The organism is Arthrobacter sp. 01N444 (genome assembly GCF_056399305.1).
In genome coordinates, this window is sequence record NZ_JBFTRB010000001.1 from 63,579 (window position 1) to 82,537 (window position 18,959).

An 18,959-nucleotide genomic window follows, 5' to 3' on the forward strand; every position below is an offset into this window, starting at 1 on the left:
CGCCGCTCCCCCGCCGGTTGGGGTTCGACGGCGGCGGCGGCCGGCTCCGCGCGCGGGGGCGCCGCACAGTCTGAAATCAAAGACACGAAGTTCCCGTGAGACTCCTCACAGCAAGGCCGGACATGGTCTGCTGGATGGCGATCCCCCTCCCAATGACGAGAAGGTATTCGCATGCAACAAGCCCAAACCGCTACGAAGGCGGCTCCTGCCGAGGCCGGCACCGGCAGCGCTGCCACCGCCGTCGGCGCAGCCGTCGACTCCGTACTCAGCCGGGGACTCAACGTCCGCCACATCCGCTTCATGGCGCTGGGCTCGGCGATCGGCACGGGGCTGTTCTACGGCTCCGCCTCCGCCATCCAGAAGGCCGGGCCCGCCGTCTTGTTGGCCTACATGATCGGCGGCGCCGCGGTCTTCATGGTGATGCGCGCCCTCGGCGAGATGGCGGTGCGGCATCCGGTGTCCGGGTCCTTCGGCCAGTACGCGAGCCGCTACCTGGGACCGCTGGCCGGGTTCGTGACGGGCTGGACCTACGTCTTTGAGATGGCGATCGTGGCCATCGCGGATGTCACGGCGTTCAGCATCTACATGGGATTCTGGTTCCCCGGCGTGGAGCGCTGGGTCTGGATCCTGGCCATCATCTTCTTCCTGGCTGCCCTGAACCTGCTCAGCGTCAAGGTGTTCGGCGAGCTGGAATTCTGGTTCTCCCTGATCAAGGTGGCGGCCATCATCGCCATGATCGCGGGCGGGGCGGCGATCATCGTCTTCGGTTTCCAGGCCGGCGGCGCCACCGTGGCACCAGGGCTCGGCAACCTCGTGGACCACGGAGGCCTGTTCCCGAACGGATTCGAAGGACTCCTTGCCTCCTTCGCCGTGGTGATGTTCGCGTTTGGCGGCGTGGAGACCCTCGGCATCACCGCCGGTGAGGCCGCCGATCCGAAAAAGGTCATCCCCAAGGCCGTCAACACCGTGCCCGTGCGGGTCCTGTTGTTCTATGTGCTGACCCTCGGCGTGCTGATGAGCCTGTTCCCGTGGGACGAAATTGGCAGCAACGGCAGCCCCTTCGTGCAGATCTTCAGCGGCCTGGGCATCCCCGCCGCACCCCACATCCTCAACGCCGTGGTGATCACGGCGGCGCTCTCGGCAGTCAACAGCGACATCTTCGGCGCCGGCCGGATCCTCTTCGGCCTGGCCCGGCAGGGCCACGCACCGGCGAGCTTCGGCAAGGTTTCCCGTCACGGGGTGCCGTGGATGACCGTGGTAATGATGACCGGCATCCTGCTGGTGGGGGTGGTGCTGAACGCCGTGATCCCGGAAGACGTCTTCCTGCTGATCGCCTCGATCGCCACCTTCGCGACCGTCTGGGTCTGGGCCATGATCCTGGCCTCCCATGTCGCCATGAAACGCGAGATCGCCCGCAAGTCCCTGCCGGCGTCGGAGTTCCCGTCGCCGTGGTGGCCCGCCGCCTCCATACTGACGATCGCGTTCATGGCCCTGGTGATCGTGATTCTGGGTGCCTTCGAGGACACCCGGGTGGCGCTGTACGTGGGCGCCGCCTGGCTGGGCGTCCTGGTGCTCGCTTACCGCCTCTGGGTCCGCGGCCACGGCCGGGCGCGGGCGGAACTGGTCGACGAAACCGCCCAGCTCCCGCAGGTTCCCGCCGGGCGGTGATGGTGCCTCGCCCCCAAGGGATTAAGACGCTCCCGGGCGGGCCCTCACGGGGTTAGGATCAGGCATGGTCCCCGCCACCAACCTCTTGGCCTTTGCCCTTGCCGCCCTCGTGCTCATCGCCATCCCGGGGCCCAGCGTGCTGTTCGTGATCGGACGGACGTTGGCCCTGGGACGCAGGGGCGGCCTGTTGAGCGTTTTGGGAAACGCGGCCGGAGAGGTGGTGCAGATCGCCGCCGTGGCCCTGGGCGTCGGCGTGGTGCTGGCGCAGTCCCTGCTGCTGTTCAGCGTGGTGAAATTCGCCGGCGCCGCCTATCTGGTCTACCTCGGGATCCAGGCGATCCGGCACCGCGGCAGCGGAGCGGCGACGGCGTCGACCTCGAACCCGGCCTCGACCGCCCGCGTGCTCCGGGAGGGCTTCATCGTCGGCGCGACCAACCCCAAGTCGATTGTGTTCTTCGTGGCCGTGCTTCCCCAGTTCGTGGACTACTCGGCCGGAGCGATTCCCGTGCAGCTCGCCACCTTGGGTGCGGTCTTCCTGCTCATTGCCCTGGTCTCGGACAGCACGTGGTCCCTCGCGGCCGGGACGGCCCGGCACTGGTTTGCCCGCTCCCCCCGGCGGATCGCCGCTCTCAGCACCACCGGCGGCGTGATGATGATCGGGCTGGGCGGCACGCTGGCCCTGACAGGCACCAAGGACTAGCACGCTGCTCCAGCCGCTCAACTCCAGCAGCACAACGCGGGGTCAATTAACGCCCATTAATGCCCTCTGAATGGGCCGTAGCTGACCCCGCGTTGGTTTGAGCGGCGACGGGCTACCGCGCGGACCAGCCGCCGTCCATCGTGTAGCTGGCGCCGGTGACCATGCCGGCGTCGTCGGATGCCAGCCACGCCACCAGGGACGCCACTTCCTCGGGCTCCACGAGCCGCTTGACCGCTGATTCGGTCAGCATGATCTTGGCGAGCACCTCGGACTCCGGGATGCCGTGCACCTTGGCCTGGTCCGCGATCTGCGATTCAACCAGGGGCGTGCGGACGTAGCCGGGGTTGATGCAGTTGGAGGTGACGCCGTGCGCCCCACCTTCGAGGGCCGTCACCTTGCTCAGGCCCTCGAGCCCGTGCTTGGCCGAGACGTAGGCGCTCTTGAACGGCGAGGCCCGGAGCCCGTGCACGGAGGACAGGTTGATGATGCGGCCGAAGTTGTTGGCGTACATGTGCGGCAACGCGGCCCGGATCAGCAGGAACGGGGCCTCCAGCATGAGGGTGATGATGCGGCGGAAGTCGGCCGGATCGAACTCCTCGATGGGGCTGATGCGCTGGATTCCGGCGTTGTTCACCAGGATGTCGCAGTCCAGGCTGAGCGTCTGGAGGGATTCGACGTCGAGCAGGTTGACGGCCCACGCGGTGCCGCCGATTTCGTCGGCGAGCGCGGCGGCGGCGGCCTCGTCCCTATCCGCGATCACCACTTTGGCCCCGCGTGCCGCCAGGGCCCGGACGCTCGCCGCGCCGATCCCGCCGGCGCCGCCGGTGACCAGGGCCTTGCGTCCGTTCAGCGTGTTTTCCATAACTCAGCCTTCCGTGTCAAAAATTCGATGAGGCGGCCGGCTCCAGCGTGGCTGGAGCCGGCCCAAAACTCAAGCAGCTCAGCGGGTGGCTGCTACGGGCAGGCCTTCGCGTTCGGCGTCGGCCCGGTCCACGTCCTCCAACGCGATGCCCTTGGTTTCCTTCAGGCTCAGCACTGCGACGGTGGTGATGGCGCAGGCGACCAGCAGGTAGATCGCGGTGGGCAGCCAGGAGCCGGTGTCCTTGAGCCACTGGGTGGCCAGGAGCGGCGCCAGCGAACCGGCGAAGATCGAGGTGACCTGCGAGCCAAGGGAGACCCCGGCGTAGCGCATCCGGGTCGGGAACAGCTCCGACATGAGGGCCGGCTGGCCGGCATACATGAAGGCGTGCAGGCACAGGCCGATCGTGACGGCCAGGACGATGATCACCGGGTTGCGGGTATCGAACATCGGGAAGGCGAAGAACGGCCAGGTGGCACCGGTGACGGCACCGATGAGGTAGACCGGCTTCCGGCCCCAGCTGTCCACGAGGCGCCCGACCTGCGGGATGACCAGGAAGTGGACGACGTGGGCGATCAGCAGGGCCAGCAGCAGCGAGGAGGTGTCGTACTTGTGCACGGACTTCAGGTAGACGATCGCGAAGCTGACCACGAGGTAGTACATGATGTTTTCCGCGAACCGGAGCCCCATGGCCTGCAGGATGCCCTTGGGGTATTTGCGGATGACTTCGCGGACGCCGTAGCTGGCGGACTGATCCTCTTCCAGCTGGGCTTTGGCCTCGAGGAAGATGGGCGATTCGGAGACGTGGGTGCGGATGTAGTAACCGACGAACACGATCACGGCGGAAAGCCAGAACGCCACCCGCCAGCCCCAGCTGAGGAAGTCGGCGGAGCTGAGCACGTTGGACATGATGAACAGGACCAGGGTGGCCAGCAGGTTGCCGACGGGAACGGCGGCCTGGGGCCAGCTTGACCAGAAGCCACGGGACTTGTTGGGGCTGTGCTCGGCGACGAGCAGGACTGCGCCGCCCCATTCGCCGCCGAGGGCGAAGCCCTGGATGAAGCGCAGGAGGACCAGCAGCGCCGGCGCCAGGTAGCCGAGGGTGGCGAAGCCCGGGAGGCAGCCCATCAGGAAGGTGGAGACACCGATGATGATGATGGTGAGCTGCAGGGTGGGCTTGCGGCCGAGCTTGTCGCCGATCTGGCCGAAGACAATGCCGCCCAGGGGGCGGGCCACGAAACCGACGGCGTAGGTCAGGAACGCCTGGATGATGCCGTCCAGTTCGTTGCCCGTGGCGGGGAAGAAGTACTTGCCGAACACCAGGGTGGCGGCGGTGGCGTAGAGGAAGAATTCGTACCACTCGACGACGGTTCCCACCATCGATGCGGCGACGATTTTCTTGAGCCCGGAACCCTTGGATGCGGGTGCTGCGGCGGTTGTTGCAGAGCGTTCGTTTACGCTCATCTGATTCTCCTTAGTGTCCACGGTGACACGCGCTGTGACGCACAGCACTGAAATGGCTTCATTGAGTATTGCCGCACATCCACGGCGATTCAATGGCCAAACCAGCACCCGCTATGTGCAGAATTGCAGATATGAACGCCAATCCTGATGACCTGCTGGTCCTGCTCGCGGTCTCCCGTTCGGCGAAATTCACGACGGCGGCACAGACGCTCGGACTGAACCACACCACCGTTTCCCGCCGGATCGCGGCGCTGGAGAAGGCGCTGGGTGGCCGCGTGCTCTCCCGCGCCTCGGGAGGCTGGGAGCTCACCGAGCTCGGTGCCGAGGCCGTTCGGGTGGCCGAGCAGGTCGAGAGCGCCGTGCGCACCCTGGAGCAGCCCGGGCACACCCCGGACCCCATCACCGGCGTCGTACGGATGACCGCGACGGATGGATTCAGCGCCTACATCGCCGCCCCGGCCGTGGCCCGGCTCCGCCGCGACCATCCCGGCCTCAGCGTCGAGATCATCACCGTGACGCGCCGGGCGCTCCAGCAGCGGTCCGGCCTGGACATCGAGGTGGTGGTCGGCGAGCCGCAGGTGCACCGGGCAGAGGCCGCGCGGCTCGGCCAGTACATGCTGGGAATGTATGCCTCCCGCGGCTACCTCGCCGAGTACGGCACCCCGGCCACCGTGGAGGAACTGACGGCCCACTCGCTGGTCTACTTCGTCGATTCGATGCTGCAGGTGGACGATCTGGACGCCCCGCGGCGGCTGGTGCCCACCATGCGGGACGGGCTGAGCTCCACCAACGTCTTCGTCCACGTGGAGGCCACCCGGGCCGGCGCCGGGATTGGGTTCCTGCCTTGTTTCGCGGCCGACCTGCATCCGGACCTGGTCCGGCTTCTGCCGGAGGAATTCGCGGAGCTGCTGCCCTACTGGATGGTGCTCCGGCCCGATTCGATGCGCCGGCCGGCGGTGGCCGCGCTCGTGCAGGCGCTGCGGGAGCAGACCGCGGCGCACCGCGATGCCCTGCTGGGCCGGGGAGCAGCCCCATCGATTGCTCCGTAGCCGCCTCTATAGTGCCGCAAATATAGTGCCGCAAAGGGGCTGCTACGGAGCAGTCGGCGTCCCTGCGCGGGGCCCAGCCAGGGGCTCGGCGGGCGGCTGAGCGAGAACGGTCGGTTCCGCGGCCGGCTCAGCGAGAACGGGCGACTTCGGGTCATGCCGGACGGCGGAGCCGGCCGCGAACGCCCGCACCTTTTCGTCGTTCCAGATGTGGGCCGGCACCGCACCGCCGAGCAGGCGGCGCGCGAGGCCGGGGTCGTCGTCGAACGGGACATCGCTGCCGGCCATGACCATGTTGCCGTAGCGCCGGCCTTTCAGCATGGCCGGATCCGCGATGATCACGGTGTAGGCAAAGGCGTCGGCGATGGTGGCGGCGTCCTCGCGGGCATTCTTGAGGTCCGGGGCGTCGCCGGAGTTGACCACATATATCCCGCCGGGGGCCAGGACGCGCTTGGCGTGCTCGATGAATTCCCGGGTGGTCAGCGGCCGCGGGGTCAGCGAGCCGGCGAAGACGTCGCGGATGATCAGGTCCCGGGTCTGCGGGGTCAGGCTCTCGGTGACCTCGCGGGCCTCTCCCACGCGCAGGCGCAGCAACGGCGCCTTGGGCAGGTCGAACCAGCCCCGGACGTAGTCGGCCAGCTTGCCGTCCAGCTCCACCACCACCTGGCGGGCGTCCGGGTAGGCGGCGTGGAAATAGCGCGCCAGTGAGCACGCTCCCCCGCCAAGGTGCAGGGCGCGCAGCTTGGGCCCAGGCTCCCGCGGCCAGCGCGACTCCACCAGGGCTGCCATCCAGCGCATGTACTCGAAGTCGAGGAACAACGGGTCCGCGAGGTCAATGTGCGAGCTCATGACGCCGTTGATGCGCAGGAGCCAGCCGGTGGAATTGTCCTGGTCCGGGATCAGCTCGCAGTCCCCGGTATCGATGTAGTACACCCCGGCCAAAGGACCGGCCGGGCGGGAACCCTTGGGCACTTCCACCACTCCCGGGCCGGCGGTTTGGGCGCCCCGCCCTTTGCCCCGCTTGGCCATCAGCTATCCCCCGCATTGTGCATGTTTCAACCCTAGTTCACCGGCGGCCCCGGAGGCGGCCCCGGGCGCGGCCAGACCGCGGGACCAAAGCCCCTACACATTCCCGGGCCGCAGGGTTCTACTGGGGCTGCACATAGTGCCGGGCGAAGGGGTGCGTCCGACGAGCCGGGAGGAATAATGTCGGCACCCACAGGGCAGCAGGGCGGCACCGTGGCGGTCGGTTACGGCGGGTCCGGGGCCGCCCAACTCGCCGTTCGCTGGGCGGCCGAATACGCGGCCGCGGCCGGGCTGGACCTCCTGGTGATCCATGCCTGGGTGTGGCCGGTTTTCACCAAGAACCTGGGCCCTGTCAAGGGCGTGGCCGGCAGCGGGCTGCGGCATTCCGCGGAAGCCGTCCTCGCCGAGGGCATCGAGCTGGCACGCGGCGCCGCCCGCGAAGCGGCCGGCGGCGCACCGCTGGGGGCCGAGCGCGCCATTACCGGGCAGGAGCCGGAACGTCCGGGCCCCGCCGTCGACGGCGTCATGGAGGCCGGGCTCCCGGCACCCGTGCTGCGCGACGCCTCCCGGGACGCACGGCTGCTGGTAGTGGGCAGCCGGGGCCTCGGCGCCGTCCTTGGCCAGGTGGCCGGCTCGGTCTGCATCGATCTGGCCGGCTCGGCACCCTGCCCGGTGATGATAATCCGGCGCCCGCGCCGGCGGGCCCACCCCGTCGTGGTGGGAGTCGATGCCTCACCCCGCAGCCCCGCCACGGTGGCCGAGGCCATCCGGTTGGCCAAAGTCCTCGGCGCCCCGCTGCACCTCGTCCACGTCGATCCATTGCGCGGCGGGGCACGGGAAGAGCACGGCCGCCATGCCCTGCTCCACGGCCAGGGGCTGCTCGACCGCGCCATCGACGAGGCCCGCGGGATGGCGCCCGGGCTGGAGGTTACCGGCGCCCTGCGTGAGGGCCATGGGGCCCGGGAGCTCCTCGACGCCGCGGACGACGCCGACGTCCTGGTGCTCGGGACCCACAACCCTGCGGCCGGAGCCGGCAACACGGTCTCCGCCGTGCTGCACAAGGCGCGCTGCAACGTGCTGGTCACCCGCTAGCCGCCGCGAGCGCAACCGATTCGGACCTGCAGACGCTGCAAAGAAGGAGGCCGCGGTGCGAGCATGGCAAGTTGGACTTCCGGGGCCCATGTCCAGCGGCCCCCTCGTGGCCACCGACCGCCCGGATCCTGTGCCGGGACGCGGTGAAGTCCTGCTGAAAGTGCGGGTCTGCGGTGTGTGCCGCACGGACTTGCACCTGGCCGAGGGCGACCTCACGCCGCGGCACGCCGGGGTCATCCCGGGCCACGAGGTAGTGGGTGAGGTGATCGGGCAGGGACCGGGGGCCGCCAGGTTCGGCATCGGCGAACGGGTGGGCGTGGCCTGGCTGGGCGGCACCTGCGGCGCCTGCCGGTTCTGCCTGCGCGGCCAGGAAAACCTCTGTCTGTCCCCCACGTTTACCGGCTGGGACCGCGACGGCGGGTACGCCGAGCTCATCACCGTGGCGGAGAACTTCGCCTACCGGATCCCGGAGACGTTCAGCGATGAGGAGGCTGCGCCGCTCCTGTGTGCAGGCATCATCGGCTACCGGGCCCTGACCCGGGCCGAATTGCCGATCGGCGGACGGCTGGGCATCTATGGGTTCGGCGGCTCCGCGCATCTGGCGGCCCAAATCGCCCTCTACCGGGGTGCCCGCGTGTACGTCATGACCCGGTCCGCGCAGGCTCGCGCGCTGGCCCTGGACCTCGGCGCGACGTTCGCGGGCGGGGCCGAGGAACAACCGCCCGATCCCCTGGATGCCGCGATCCTCTTCGCCCCCGCGGGCGGGCTGGTGCCGGTTGCGCTCCGGGCCCTGGACCGCGGCGGGACGCTCGCCGTCGCGGGCATCCACCTGAGCGATATTCCGCCGCTGCACTACGCCGACGAGCTCTTCGAAGAGCGCCAGCTGCGCAGTGTCACAGCCAACACCAGGGCCGACGGCGAGGAGTTCTTCCGGATCGCCGCCGAGATCCCGCTCCGCCCGACCACTGTGGCCTACCCGTTCGAGGCCGCGGACCGGGCCCTGCGGGACCTGGCGGAGGACCGGATCACCGGAGCGGCCGTGCTGCACATGGACACGACATAGCCCGGAACCATCGCAAGCAAGTCACCACGACAACGCCGGGGACACGCTTCGGCGCGTCAGCCGGGCGTCCCGGCGTCCCGGCGGAACTCGTGCTCCTGGCCCGCCCGGAGCAGCACCTTCTCGACGCCCACCCGCACCAGCACCGGAGCCGCGTCCCCCGGGGCGGCGGACACCCGCAGCCGGTCCGGCCCGAGGTGCACGGACAGCAACTGGTCACGGTAGCGGACCTGGAACTCCACCCGGGACAGCTCGGCCGGCAGCCGCGGGGTGAAGTCCAAGGCGTCCCGGGTGATCCGTAGCCCGGCGAAGCTGCGCTGGACCACGTCGATCGAGCCTGCCATGGCGCCCAAATGGATGCCCGCGCGCGTGGTGCCGCCCTGGGTATCGTCCAGATCCGTGTCCAAGGCTTCCCGGAATGTCGCCCACGCCCGCTCCGGATCGTGCTGCGCCAGCACCGAGGCATGGGTGACCCGGCTAAGGGTGGAGCCGTGCGCGGTCCGGGCCAGGTAAAAGTCCACGGTGGCCGCGATCTGCGCCGGCTCGACGTCGTAGCCCATCCGGCGCAGGAACCCCAGGAGCTGGTCTTCGCCCAGGACATACAGGAGCATCAGGACGTCCGCCTGTTTGGCCAGCCGATAGTGGTTGGTGCTGTCCCCTTCGGCTTCGAGAATCAGGTCCAGCCGTTCGATGTTGCGGTAGGCGCGGCGGTAGTGATTCCAGTCGAGTTCCCGCAGGGCGCCGTAACCGTCGAACTGGCTGATGATGCCGCCGTCGTGGAAGGGAACGAACATGCGCCGGCTCAGGTGCGCCCAGGCGTCGATTTCCGTGCCCGTGATCCCCAGCCGTGCCCGGAGTTCCTCCATGTCGAAACCCTGCACTGAATGCATGATCCAGACCGCCTGGTCAAACACCCAGGCCGCCATGATGTTGGTGTAGGCGTTATCGTCCAGGCCGCCGCCGGGGTTGCCCGGGTGGCCGGTGTGGTACTCATCCGGGCCCATGACGCCCTTAATGTGGAACCGGTCCTGGGCGGCGTCGTGCTCCGCCAGGGAGACGAACAGCCTGGCGACGTCCACCACAATCTCGGCGCCGTGCCGGGTCAGCCAGCCCCGGTCCTGAGTTGCTTCGAAGTACTGCCAGGCGTTGTAGGCGACCGCCAGTCCGACATGCCGCTGCAGGCGTGAGTAGTCCGGCATCCAGTGCCCGGAGAGCTTGTTGAACAGGAACTTGGGTGTCTGCTCGGTGCCGTCGCTGCCGCTCTGCCACGGAAAAAGCGCGCCGCGCAGCCCGGCCTTCCGGGCCGCGTCCCGCGCGGTTCCCAGCCGCCGCCAGCGGTAGTCAATCAGCTCGCGGGCCACCGCGGGCAGCCGGGAGTTCAGGACCGGCAAGACGAAGAGTTCATCCCAGAAGATGTGCCCCCGGTAGCCTTCGCCGTGGAGCCCCCGGGCCGGGACCCCGGCATCGAGCTCGGCTGTGTGGGTGGTGAGTGTCTGCAGCAGATGGAAAACGTGAAGGTTCAGGATCAGCTGGGCCTGGGACGTGGCATCGGATTCGATGATGAACGGTGCCAGCAGCAGGCGCCATGCCGCGTCGTGGTCCGCCAGCAGCGCGTCGAACTCCTGGGGTGCGCGCGACAGCACCGCGAGCGCCCCCGAGAGTGGCGAGGCGACGGCGTGGTCCCGGGAGGTGGCGACGGCCGCTGCCTTGGTGACCGTGACGGGGATGCCGTCAGTGACCTGCAGCTCGAAGCGGTGGCTGTACATCCCTCCTGCCACCTCGGGAATTGCGCCGGCCCCGACGGGAACCCCGCCGCCGGAAATCCGGGTCCGCAGTGCCAGGGCGATCCCGATCCTGCTCCCGGACGTCTGCATCTGAACCGTCAGCTCAGCAGCGTCCGAACCGTCCTCCGACGAAGACTCCGACGAGGACACCGCCACCGCTGTCAGGTGCCGGTTGGCCAGTTGGGCATCCTCGGGCACGTTGGAGTTGGTGACGCCGGTGTCGCAACCGCTGCGGATGCTGATGGACCCGCTCCACCCGACGGCGGTCAGCGTGGTTTCCAGTGCGGCCAGGTGGGGCTCGGCCATGGACACGAGCCGGCGCTGGAGTACCTGAAGCTGCCGTCCGGCGTCGTCCGCCACGAGTGCTTCCCGGCTCAGCAGGGCCCGCTTGAGGTCCAGGGTGCGCCGCTCGCTGCGGAGCGTCAGGCCGCCGCCGGACCACCACGCACCGTCGCCCACCCGGACATCCAGCGGCAGCCAGTCCGGGATGTTAACCATGTGCTCATCCACGGTTTCTACGCCCTGGACGACGCTCGCGAGGCTGTTGTAGACGCCCGCAAGGTAGCTGCCGGGATAGTGGGCGTCCCCCGCGCGGTGTTCCGGGGCGGCGCCGCGGGTGGCGAGGTAGCCGTTGCCGAGCGTGGTCAGCGCCTCCCGGTGCCCTTCGTGGGCGGGATCGAAACCCTCGTACACCAGCAGCCACGGGTGCGTAATGACCAGCCCGATGTCCAGTTCGCTGACGTCTTCAACCACGACGTCGGCGCCCGCGGCTTCCAGCGCAGCCCGCCGCCCGGCCCGGTCGAGGCCGACCACGAGCCCGAATCCCCCACGTCGCCCGGCTTCCACGCCGGCTGCGGCGTCGGCGATCACCATGGCCCGGGCGGGGGTGATCTCCAGCCGGCGCACGGCTTCGAGGACCAAAGCCGGCGCCGGCATTCCGGCGACATCGTGGTCCAGGGCCGTCTGGCCATCCACGATGTGGTCAAAGACCTCGCCAAGGCCCGCGGCGGCCACGATCGCGGCGGCGTTCCGGCTGGAGGTGGCGAGGACCACGGGGATCCGCCCGGCCCGGAGCCGCTCGAGCAGCGCCACGGTGCCGGGGAAAACGGGCACGGGCCGGCCCGCGAGCATGGCTTCGAAAATTCCGTTCTGGCGCTGCGCGAGTCCGAACGCCGTCCACTCGTCCGGGCCGTCCGCGGGCGAGCCGCGGGGAATGGGGACCCCGCGCGAGGCCAGGAATGCGACCACGCCGTCCTCCCAGGTCCGGCCCTCGATCCAGCGTGAGAAGTCATCGTCCGTGAAGGGCGCGCGCCGCGCGTCCGCGGGAAGCCGGGGGTCCGTCATGACGTCGTCAAAGAGTTGTTTCCAGGCTGCCGCGCGGAGCTCGCCGGTATCGGTCACGACGCCGTCGAGGTCAAAGATCACGGCATCGACGGGAGCCAGCGCGGCGGCAACTGTGGGCGACTCCGTCATGGCCCTGTCCTATCAGCGATCGGTGCGCCGCGACAGTGGCGTTGGGCCCGCCCTTAGCCCAGGAGTGCGTCGAGGGTGGTGAAGCCATAGCCGGCCTGGCGGATGCGGCTGATCAGCTGGGGCAGGGCAGCGGCGTCAAGCGTAGTGCCGTCGTCGGGGTTGGAGCCGATGTGCATCAGGACAATTTCCCCCGGCTGCAGGCCCGCCAGGACGCGGTCCGCGACGAGCTGCGCCGTCGCTCCGCCGCTGGTGCCTTTCCAGCCCAGGGTGTCCACGCTCCAGCGCACCGGAAGGTAGCCGAGGTTGTTGACGGTGGCGATGGTCCTGGCGTCGCGGTCGCCGAAGGGAAAGCGGAAGAGCGGCCGCGGGTCAGCCCCGGCCGCCCGGATGGCCTGTTCGGCCGATCGGACCTGGTCCTTGAGGCCGGCGTCGGGCAGCCCGGTGAATGCCGGATGGGTCATGGAATGGTTGCCCACCCGGTGCCCGCCGGCGACGATCGCCGCCACGCTTCCGGGGTTCGCGGCGGCCCAGCTGCCGGTAAGGAAGAACGTGGCCCGCACGTCCGCGGCTGCGAGACTCTGCAGGATGCTCGGCAGTCCGGCAGCGTTGGCGCCGGCGTCGAAGGTCAGGGCCACTACGGTTCCGGCGCCCGGGATGGTCTCGACGTCGTGGCCGGCGAGCGCGGCGGGGAACCGCGCCGCGGGGGGCACGGGAGCGGGAGCCGTCGGTGCCCGGGTCGGCGGGGGGACGGGAACCGGCTCGGCCGGAACTGGCCCGCTGGTGTCCGGGGCCGGCGATGCCGAGGTCGGTTCAGGGGACGGGGAGGCAGGGGGCGCGGTCCCGGAGGCACTTGCGCTGACGGGTCCGGATTCCGGTGCGGTGAAGGGCGCAGATGGGGGCGGTGACGCCGTCGGCGCCCCCTGAATCAGCACGACCGCGGCACCGGCGGCCAGAAGCAGCGCAACCACCACGGCCGCGATCACCAACAGCCGGCGGCGGCCCGCGGTCATGGACCCCATGTTTCACCTTGTCACCACGCACTACGGCAGGCTAGGGCTCAAAGGCCCCGCCCGTGCCGCAGCCTAGGAGGCCGCCGGAATCAGGCCGTCCGCACGGTACCGGTCGAACAGCTGCAGGAAGGCGGTTTCCGTGCGGCGGTACCCGGTGAAGCCGGCGAGCCGGCTCTTGCTCATGTCCGTGACCACCTCGAGGTTCCGGCCCAGGTCGCCGTCCGTGTGCCACCAGGAGGCGACCTGCGCGAGGTCGGGTTCGGCCAGCCCATGGCGGGCGGCGATGGCCGACCACATGCCTTCCATGCCGCGCATTTGCTGCTCCAACGGCCGCGGTTCGTTGCTGTAACCCACCGGCTCGACCCCGAAGTAGTCGGCCAGCGCAGGCCACATGCGCCGCCAGCGGAAGACATCGCCGTTGACGATGTTGTAGGCCTGGTCGCCAACGTTGTCCGCTGTGGCCGCCCAGATCATGTGGTCCGCCAGCAGTCCGCTGTCGGTCATGTCCGTGAGGCTGTTCCACTGCGTCTCGGAGCCCGGGAAGATGAACGGTTGGCCCAGTTCCTTACAGATGGATGCCTGAACGGCGAGGGTGAGGCCCATGTTCATGGCGTTCCCGACCGCATGTCCGATCACCGTATGCGCCCGGTGCACGGACCAGCCAAAGCCCTGCTTCGCGGCCGCAGCCCACAACTCGTCTTCCTGGGCGTAGTAGAAGTTCGGCGTCGGCAGCCTCGGCTCGCTCTCCCGAAAGGGGGTGTCCGGCATTTCCCCGGCCGCATACGCCTCAAACGGGCCCAGATAGTGCTTCAGCCCGGTCATGAGGGCCACGTGCTTCACAGGCTTGCCGTTGAGGCTGGCGAGGACGTTCCGCAGCATGCCCGCGTTTGTGTCGATGTTCTCTTGTTCGGTCTTCCGCCTGGACCAGGCGGTGTAGAACACATGGGTGGGCGAAACACCTGCCAGGGCCTCGCGCAGGTTCTCCACGGATGTCAGGTCCGCGCTCACATGGCGCACGTCACGGCGGCGAAGGGGACTGCGGGAGAGCCCCACCACGTCCCAGCCCTCCTCGGCGAGCCTGTCCACCAGGGCGGATCCGGCAATTCCGCTTGCCCCCACCACCAGGGCGGTCCGGGTGTCGACGGTCTCTGAACTGCTTCGCACGTCATTCCTCCTGGCATCGCTTGTGCTGCGCCGCGCCCATTGCATGTATCGGGTCCCTGCGCGCCGGCCCGCTTGATCGGGACGGATGCTCTTCCAGCCTCTCATGCCGGGGTCCGGGGACGGTCCGGGAGGCCGTCCCCGGCAAGCCGGGCGCGGCCGCGCAGTAGGATTCAGGGAGACGCCAAAACTGATACGAAGCTAAGGCGGAACATCCGTGAAATTCGTACTCCGGTATCCGCTCGTGGCCGGGACCCTCGTCGTCCTGCTGGCGGTGCTGGTCTTGCTGTTCTCCGGGCAGGAAGGCATAGCCCGGGCTGCTGCGAGCGTCTATGCCCTGGCTGTGGCGGCCTACCTCGCCGTCGGGATGGCGCGCCGGCTCGCAGGCGGCCAGTTCGGCATCGACATCCTGGCCGTCACCGCAATCGTCAGCACCGTGCTGGTGGGCGAGTACGTCGCCTCGATGATCGTCGTACTCATGCTCGCGGGCGGCACTGCCCTTGAGGACTACGCCGCCGGCAGGGCCAAGGGCGAACTCACCGCATTGCTCGAACGCGTCCCGCAGACGGCCCACCGGGAGCGCAACGGCTCTGCCGCCGCCGGAACCCACACAGCCGGAACGCACACAGCCGGTACCCACACAGCCGGAACCCCAACGGAGAGCCAACACGAGGACGTGGCGGCCGCCGACGTCGAGATCGGGGATATCCTGCTGGTCCGGCCCGGCGAGGTGGTCCCGCTGGACGGCGTCCTGCTCTCCGAGTCCGGCTCTTTCGATGAGTCCTCGCTCACCGGGGAGAGCCTGCCGGTGGAGCGGTCCGCCGGGGACGGGCTCATGAGCGGTTCGCTGAACGGTGAGGCCGCGGTCCGGATGCGGGTCACGGCGCGCATGGAGGATTCGCAGTACAGCCGGATCGTCGCCCTCGTGCAGGAGGCGGCGGACAGCAAGGCGCCCATGGTCCGGCTCGCTGACCGCTATGCCGTGCCGTTCACGGCCCTCGCGTACGTGCTCGGCGCCGTGGGCTGGATCATCAGCGGCAGCCCGGAACGCTTCGCGGAGGTCCTGGTGGTGGCCACGCCGTGCCCCCTGCTGATCGCCGCGCCGGTGGCGTTCCTCGGCGGCATGAGCCGCGCCGCGCACTCCGGTGTCATCGTCAAGTACGCCGGGGTGCTGGAACAGCTGAGCCGGATCAAGACGGCCGCCTTCGACAAGACAGGAACCCTCACGTACGGCCGCCCGTCCCTGCTGCGTATCCGGACCGCCGGGCCCCTCGCAGAGGACGAGGTCCTGCAGTTGGCGGCGTCCGCGGAACAGTATTCCTCACATGTCCTGGCCGCCTCGGTGATGGAGGCCGCCCGGAACCGGGCCCTGCCCTTCGCGGCCGCCACCGAAGCCACCGAATTCGCCACCCACGGGGTCCGCGCCAGGTTCGACGGCCAGGACGTGGTGGTGGGCAAGCCCGCGTTCGTCGCAGAGTGGGCGTCCGGCGTGGTGGAGGCGGGGCTGGCCAGCGGCGAGCTCGCCATCTACGTCGGTGCCGGCGGAAAATTCGTGGGCGCCCTGGTGATGAGCGATCCCATCCGCAAGGAGACCCGCCGCACCCTCGCCGACCTCAAGGCCCTGGGCGTACGCCGAACGGTCATGCTGACCGGTGACGCGCTCGCCACGGCCCGGCACATCGCGGACGAGGCAGGGCTCACCGACGTCCGCGCCGAATGCCTGCCGCGGGACAAGGTCGAGGCCATCAGGTCGCTGCCGGACCGTCCGGTCATGATGGTCGGCGACGGCGTCAACGATGCCCCCGTCCTGGCGGTCGCCGACGTCGGAATCGCCATGGGCGCCCGCGGCTCGACGGCGGCCGGAGAGTCGGCCGACGTCGTGATCATCCTCGATGATCTCTCCAAGGTGGGGACCGCTGTCCGGATCGGGCAACGCACCGTGCAGGTGGCCTTGCAGAGCATCTGGATCGGCATCGGCCTGAGCGTGGCCCTCATGCTGGCCGCGGCCGCGGGCTACGTGCCGGCCATCGCCGGCGCCCTGTCCCAGGAACTGGTGGACCTCGCCACGATCCTCAATGCCCTGCGTTCACTCGGCCCCGGCCGCCACGGCGCCGCCAGCCCGGTGCGGTCCCGGGAAAGCGCGCGGCAGGCCCCGCTGCCGGGATGACTATTTCCTGGCTGACTCTGTCTCCGCTGCCGCGACGGCTGACTCAGTCTCCGCTTCCGCGATCCGCGGCACGGTCTTGAGGTAGCTGTCCGGGTTCAGGGAGATCGAGTCGATCCCTTCGCGCACCAGGAACGCGGCGAACTCCGGGTGGTTGCTCGGTCCCTGCCCGCAAATGCCGATCTTGATCCCGGCGGCGTGGGCCTTGCGGATGGCCTCGCTGATCATCGCCATCACGGCCTCGTCCCGCTCATCGAAGAGCGCCGCGAGCTGGCCGGAGTCACGGTCCACGCCCAGGACCAGCTGGGTGAGGTCGTTGGAGCCGATCGAGAACCCGTCGAACCGCGTCGCGAACTTCTCGGCCAGGACCACGTTGGATGGGATTTCGCACATCATGTAGACCTGCAGCCCGTTGCTGCCGCGGACCAAACCGTGCTCGGCCATCACGGCCAGGACTTTGTCCGCCTCCTGCGGCGTGCGGCAAAACGGCACCATGACAATCACGTTGGTGAAACCGAGCTTCTCGCGGACCCGTTTGAGCGCGGCGCATTCGAGCGCGAACCCCTCACGGTAACGGGGGTCGTAGTAGCGCGAGGCGCCGCGGAACCCGAGCATGGGATTCTCTTCCGGTTCCTCGAAGGCGCCACCGCCGAGCAGGTGGGCGTATTCGTTGGTCTTGAAGTCGCTGAGCCGGACAATCACGGGGCGCGGATAATACGGCGCGGCGATCTTGGCGATCCCCAGCGACAAGGCGTCCACGAAGTACTCGGCCGGGTCCGCATACCCCTGCGCCAGCTCCCGGATCTGGTGCGCCTCGGCGGGATCCGTGACCCGTTCCGGGTGGACAAGCGCCATGGGATGGACGCGGATCAGGCTGCTGATGATGAATTCCATCCGGGCAAGCCCGACGCCGTCCGCCGGCAGCCGCCACCACTGGAAGGCCGCGGCCGGGCTGGCGATGTTGACCATGACGGCCGTGCGCGTCGCAGGCAGCGCGCCGAGGTCCACATCTTCGGTTTCGAACGCCAGGGTGCCGTCGTAGACCCGGCCCAGATCACCTTCGGCGCAGGAGATCGTCACGGACCGGCCCTCGGCCAGGACTGCCGTGGCGTTGCCGGTTCCGACGACGGCGGGGACACCCAGCTCGCGGCTGACGATCGCCGCGTGGCTCGTTGGGCCGCCGTGGTCCGTGACGATCCCGGCTGCCCGTTTCATGATGGGCACCCAGTCCGGGTCGGTCATTTCGGTCACGAGGATGGCGCCGTCGCGGAACGCCGCGATGTCCGCCGCGGTCCGGATGACGCAGGCCGTGCCGTGCGCAATCGAGTCGCCGATGGCCGATCCGGTGGCGAGCACGGGCCCCTGTTCCAGCAGGTGGTGGATGGTGAACTGCGGCCCGGTCCGGCGTGACTGGACCGTCTCGGGCCGGGCCTGGACCATGAAGAGTTCCCCGGTCTCGCCGTCCCGGGCCCATTCCATGTCCATGGGCCGGCCGTAGTGGTTTTCGACCGTGACGGCCCAGCGGGCGAGGGCGAGGATCTCGGCGTCGCCCAGCACGAAGGCCCGGCGCTCGGCCTCCGAGGTGTCCACCATCCGGGTGCGGGCGCTCCCGCCGCGGCTGTAGACCATCTTCCGGGCCTTGGAGCCGAGGGATTTCTCGATGATCGGGGTGATGCCCTCCGCGGCCGAGGACTCTGTCAGGAGCGGCTTGAAGACCAGGTACTTGTCCGGATTGATGGTGCCCTGGACAACTGTTTCGCCGAGGCCCCAGGCCGCGCTGATGACGGCGGCCCGGGGAAAGCCCGAGTCGGTATCGATGGAGAACATCACCCCGGATGCCCCGACGTCGGAGCGCACCATCCGCTGGACGCCGATCGAGAGGGCGACGTCCATGTGGTCGAAGCCCTTGACCTCGCGGTAGCTGATGGCCCGGTCCGTGAAGAGTGAGGCGTAACAGCGGCGGCAGGCGTCCAGCAGTTCCCGCTCACCCGCAATGTTCAGGAAGGTCTCCTGCTGCCCGGCGAAGCTCGCGTCCGGGAGATCCTCCGCCGTCGCGCTGCTGCGCACCGCCACGGCGAGCCGGTCCATGCCGGCCCGGTCCCCCAGCGTCCGGTAGTGGGCGCGGATGGCTTCGGCGATGTCGCCGGGGAACTCGCTGGCCAGGAACAGGTCCCGGATGGCCTCGCCGGTGGCGCGCAGCGTGGCGTCCCCGGCCCGGAAGGCGGCAATGCGCGATCGCATGGCGGCGTCGATCCCGTTGGCCGCGACGAACGAGCGGTACGCGGCGGCTGTGGTGGCGAACCCGTCAGGAACCCGTATCCCCTCGCGTTGGAGGGTCCGGATGAGCTCGCCGAGCGAGGCGTTCTTCCCGCCGACCCGCGGGACGTCGGCCATGCCGATCTCGTCAAACCACATCACGGGCGATTCAGCCATGTCAGCACTCCTGCGGATT

13 protein-coding genes are annotated in these 18,959 nt (G+C 69.3%); 6 read left to right on the plus strand and 7 right to left on the minus strand.

Annotated elements, in window-relative coordinates; all coding sequences use genetic code 11:
• Positions 1–171 precede the first annotated feature (171 nt).
• Both AC1DKN_RS00305 and AC1DKN_RS00310 read left to right on the plus strand, forming a co-directional pair.
• On the plus strand, positions 172–1,668 hold the full coding sequence (locus AC1DKN_RS00305; RefSeq protein WP_243181342.1) for an amino acid permease: 1,497 nt from the start codon (positions 172–174) through the stop codon (positions 1,666–1,668).
• A gap of 64 nt (positions 1,669–1,732) precedes the next feature.
• Positions 1,733–2,368 carry a LysE family translocator gene (locus AC1DKN_RS00310; RefSeq protein ID WP_476870157.1) on the plus strand — a complete coding sequence of 212 codons (636 nt, stop codon included), beginning with the start codon at positions 1,733–1,735 and terminating at the stop codon, positions 2,366–2,368.
• 112 nt (positions 2,369–2,480) lie between these two features.
• Here the strand turns inward: AC1DKN_RS00310 and AC1DKN_RS00315 are convergent, their stop codons facing one another.
• Together AC1DKN_RS00315 and AC1DKN_RS00320 are read right to left on the minus strand one after the other, a co-directional pair.
• On the minus strand, positions 2,481–3,230 hold the full coding sequence (locus tag AC1DKN_RS00315) for a 3-hydroxybutyrate dehydrogenase (protein ID WP_223914617.1): 750 nt from the start codon (positions 3,228–3,230) through the stop codon (positions 2,481–2,483).
• Between the two features lie 78 nt (positions 3,231–3,308).
• Positions 3,309–4,691, minus strand: a complete 1,383-nt coding sequence (locus tag AC1DKN_RS00320; RefSeq protein WP_223914618.1) for an MFS transporter — start codon at positions 4,689–4,691, stop codon at positions 3,309–3,311.
• A gap of 131 nt (positions 4,692–4,822) precedes the next feature.
• Between AC1DKN_RS00320 and AC1DKN_RS00325 the strand changes: the two genes are divergently transcribed.
• Positions 4,823–5,740 (plus strand): LysR family transcriptional regulator, encoded by a 918-nt coding sequence (locus AC1DKN_RS00325; protein WP_476870158.1) that lies wholly within the window; start codon positions 4,823–4,825, stop codon positions 5,738–5,740.
• A 42-nt stretch (positions 5,741–5,782) separates the two neighbouring features.
• Here the strand turns inward: AC1DKN_RS00325 and AC1DKN_RS00330 are convergent, their stop codons facing one another.
• A complete protein-coding gene (locus AC1DKN_RS00330) occupies positions 5,783–6,766 on the minus strand; it encodes a spermidine synthase (RefSeq protein ID WP_476870159.1) in 984 nt (327 codons plus the stop codon).
• Between the two features lie 177 nt (positions 6,767–6,943).
• Here AC1DKN_RS00330 and AC1DKN_RS00335 point away from each other — a divergent pair, with 177 nt between their 5' ends.
• Both AC1DKN_RS00335 and AC1DKN_RS00340 read left to right on the plus strand, forming a co-directional pair.
• Complete coding sequence (locus tag AC1DKN_RS00335) at positions 6,944–7,855, plus strand: universal stress protein (protein WP_476870160.1); 912 nt, start codon at positions 6,944–6,946, stop codon at positions 7,853–7,855.
• A gap of 55 nt (positions 7,856–7,910) precedes the next feature.
• Entirely contained in the window at positions 7,911–8,918 is a 1,008-nt protein-coding gene (locus AC1DKN_RS00340; RefSeq protein WP_476849842.1) for a zinc-dependent alcohol dehydrogenase family protein, read from the plus strand.
• A gap of 56 nt (positions 8,919–8,974) precedes the next feature.
• On the opposite strand, the gene AC1DKN_RS00345 is transcribed toward AC1DKN_RS00340, so the two are convergent.
• From AC1DKN_RS00345 to AC1DKN_RS00355, 3 genes are all read right to left on the minus strand, one after another.
• On the minus strand, positions 8,975–12,172 hold the full coding sequence (locus AC1DKN_RS00345) for an HAD family hydrolase (RefSeq protein WP_476870161.1): 3,198 nt from the start codon (positions 12,170–12,172) through the stop codon (positions 8,975–8,977).
• A 53-nt stretch (positions 12,173–12,225) separates the two neighbouring features.
• Positions 12,226–13,182 (minus strand): polysaccharide deacetylase family protein, encoded by a 957-nt coding sequence (locus AC1DKN_RS00350; RefSeq protein WP_476870162.1) that lies wholly within the window; start codon positions 13,180–13,182, stop codon positions 12,226–12,228.
• Between the two features lie 72 nt (positions 13,183–13,254).
• Positions 13,255–14,346 (minus strand): SDR family oxidoreductase, encoded by a 1,092-nt coding sequence (locus AC1DKN_RS00355; protein ID WP_476870163.1) that lies wholly within the window; start codon positions 14,344–14,346, stop codon positions 13,255–13,257.
• Positions 14,347–14,560: 214 nt separating this feature from the next.
• Here AC1DKN_RS00355 and AC1DKN_RS00360 point away from each other — a divergent pair, with 214 nt between their 5' ends.
• Positions 14,561–16,510, plus strand: a complete 1,950-nt coding sequence (locus AC1DKN_RS00360) for a heavy metal translocating P-type ATPase (protein WP_476870164.1) — start codon at positions 14,561–14,563, stop codon at positions 16,508–16,510.
• Here AC1DKN_RS00360 and ppsA read toward each other — a convergent pair whose 3' ends face one another.
• Positions 16,511–18,940, minus strand: coding sequence for a phosphoenolpyruvate synthase (gene ppsA / locus AC1DKN_RS00365; protein WP_476870165.1), 2,430 nt, complete (start codon positions 18,938–18,940; stop codon positions 16,511–16,513).
• Positions 18,941–18,959 lie beyond the last annotated feature (19 nt).

Bases quoted from the DNA above. Each gene is read 5' to 3' on its own strand.
- AC1DKN_RS00305 (WP_243181342.1), top strand. From the start codon at position 172: ATGCAACAAGCCCAAACCGCTACGAAGGCGGCTCCTGCCGAGGCCGGC.
- AC1DKN_RS00310 (WP_476870157.1), top strand. From the start codon at position 1,733: ATGGTCCCCGCCACCAACCTCTTGGCCTTTGCCCTTGCCGCCCTCGTG.
- AC1DKN_RS00315 (WP_223914617.1), bottom strand. From the start codon at position 3,230: ATGGAAAACACGCTGAACGGACGCAAGGCCCTGGTCACCGGCGGCGCC.
- AC1DKN_RS00320 (WP_223914618.1), bottom strand. From the start codon at position 4,691: ATGAGCGTAAACGAACGCTCTGCAACAACCGCCGCAGCACCCGCATCC.
- AC1DKN_RS00325 (WP_476870158.1), top strand. From the start codon at position 4,823: ATGAACGCCAATCCTGATGACCTGCTGGTCCTGCTCGCGGTCTCCCGT.
- AC1DKN_RS00330 (WP_476870159.1), bottom strand. From the start codon at position 6,766: ATGGCCAAGCGGGGCAAAGGGCGGGGCGCCCAAACCGCCGGCCCGGGA.
- AC1DKN_RS00335 (WP_476870160.1), top strand. From the start codon at position 6,944: ATGTCGGCACCCACAGGGCAGCAGGGCGGCACCGTGGCGGTCGGTTAC.
- AC1DKN_RS00345 (WP_476870161.1), bottom strand. From the start codon at position 12,172: ATGACGGAGTCGCCCACAGTTGCCGCCGCGCTGGCTCCCGTCGATGCC.
- AC1DKN_RS00350 (WP_476870162.1), bottom strand. From the start codon at position 13,182: ATGACCGCGGGCCGCCGCCGGCTGTTGGTGATCGCGGCCGTGGTGGTT.
- ppsA (WP_476870165.1), bottom strand. From the start codon at position 18,940: ATGGCTGAATCGCCCGTGATGTGGTTTGACGAGATCGGCATGGCCGAC.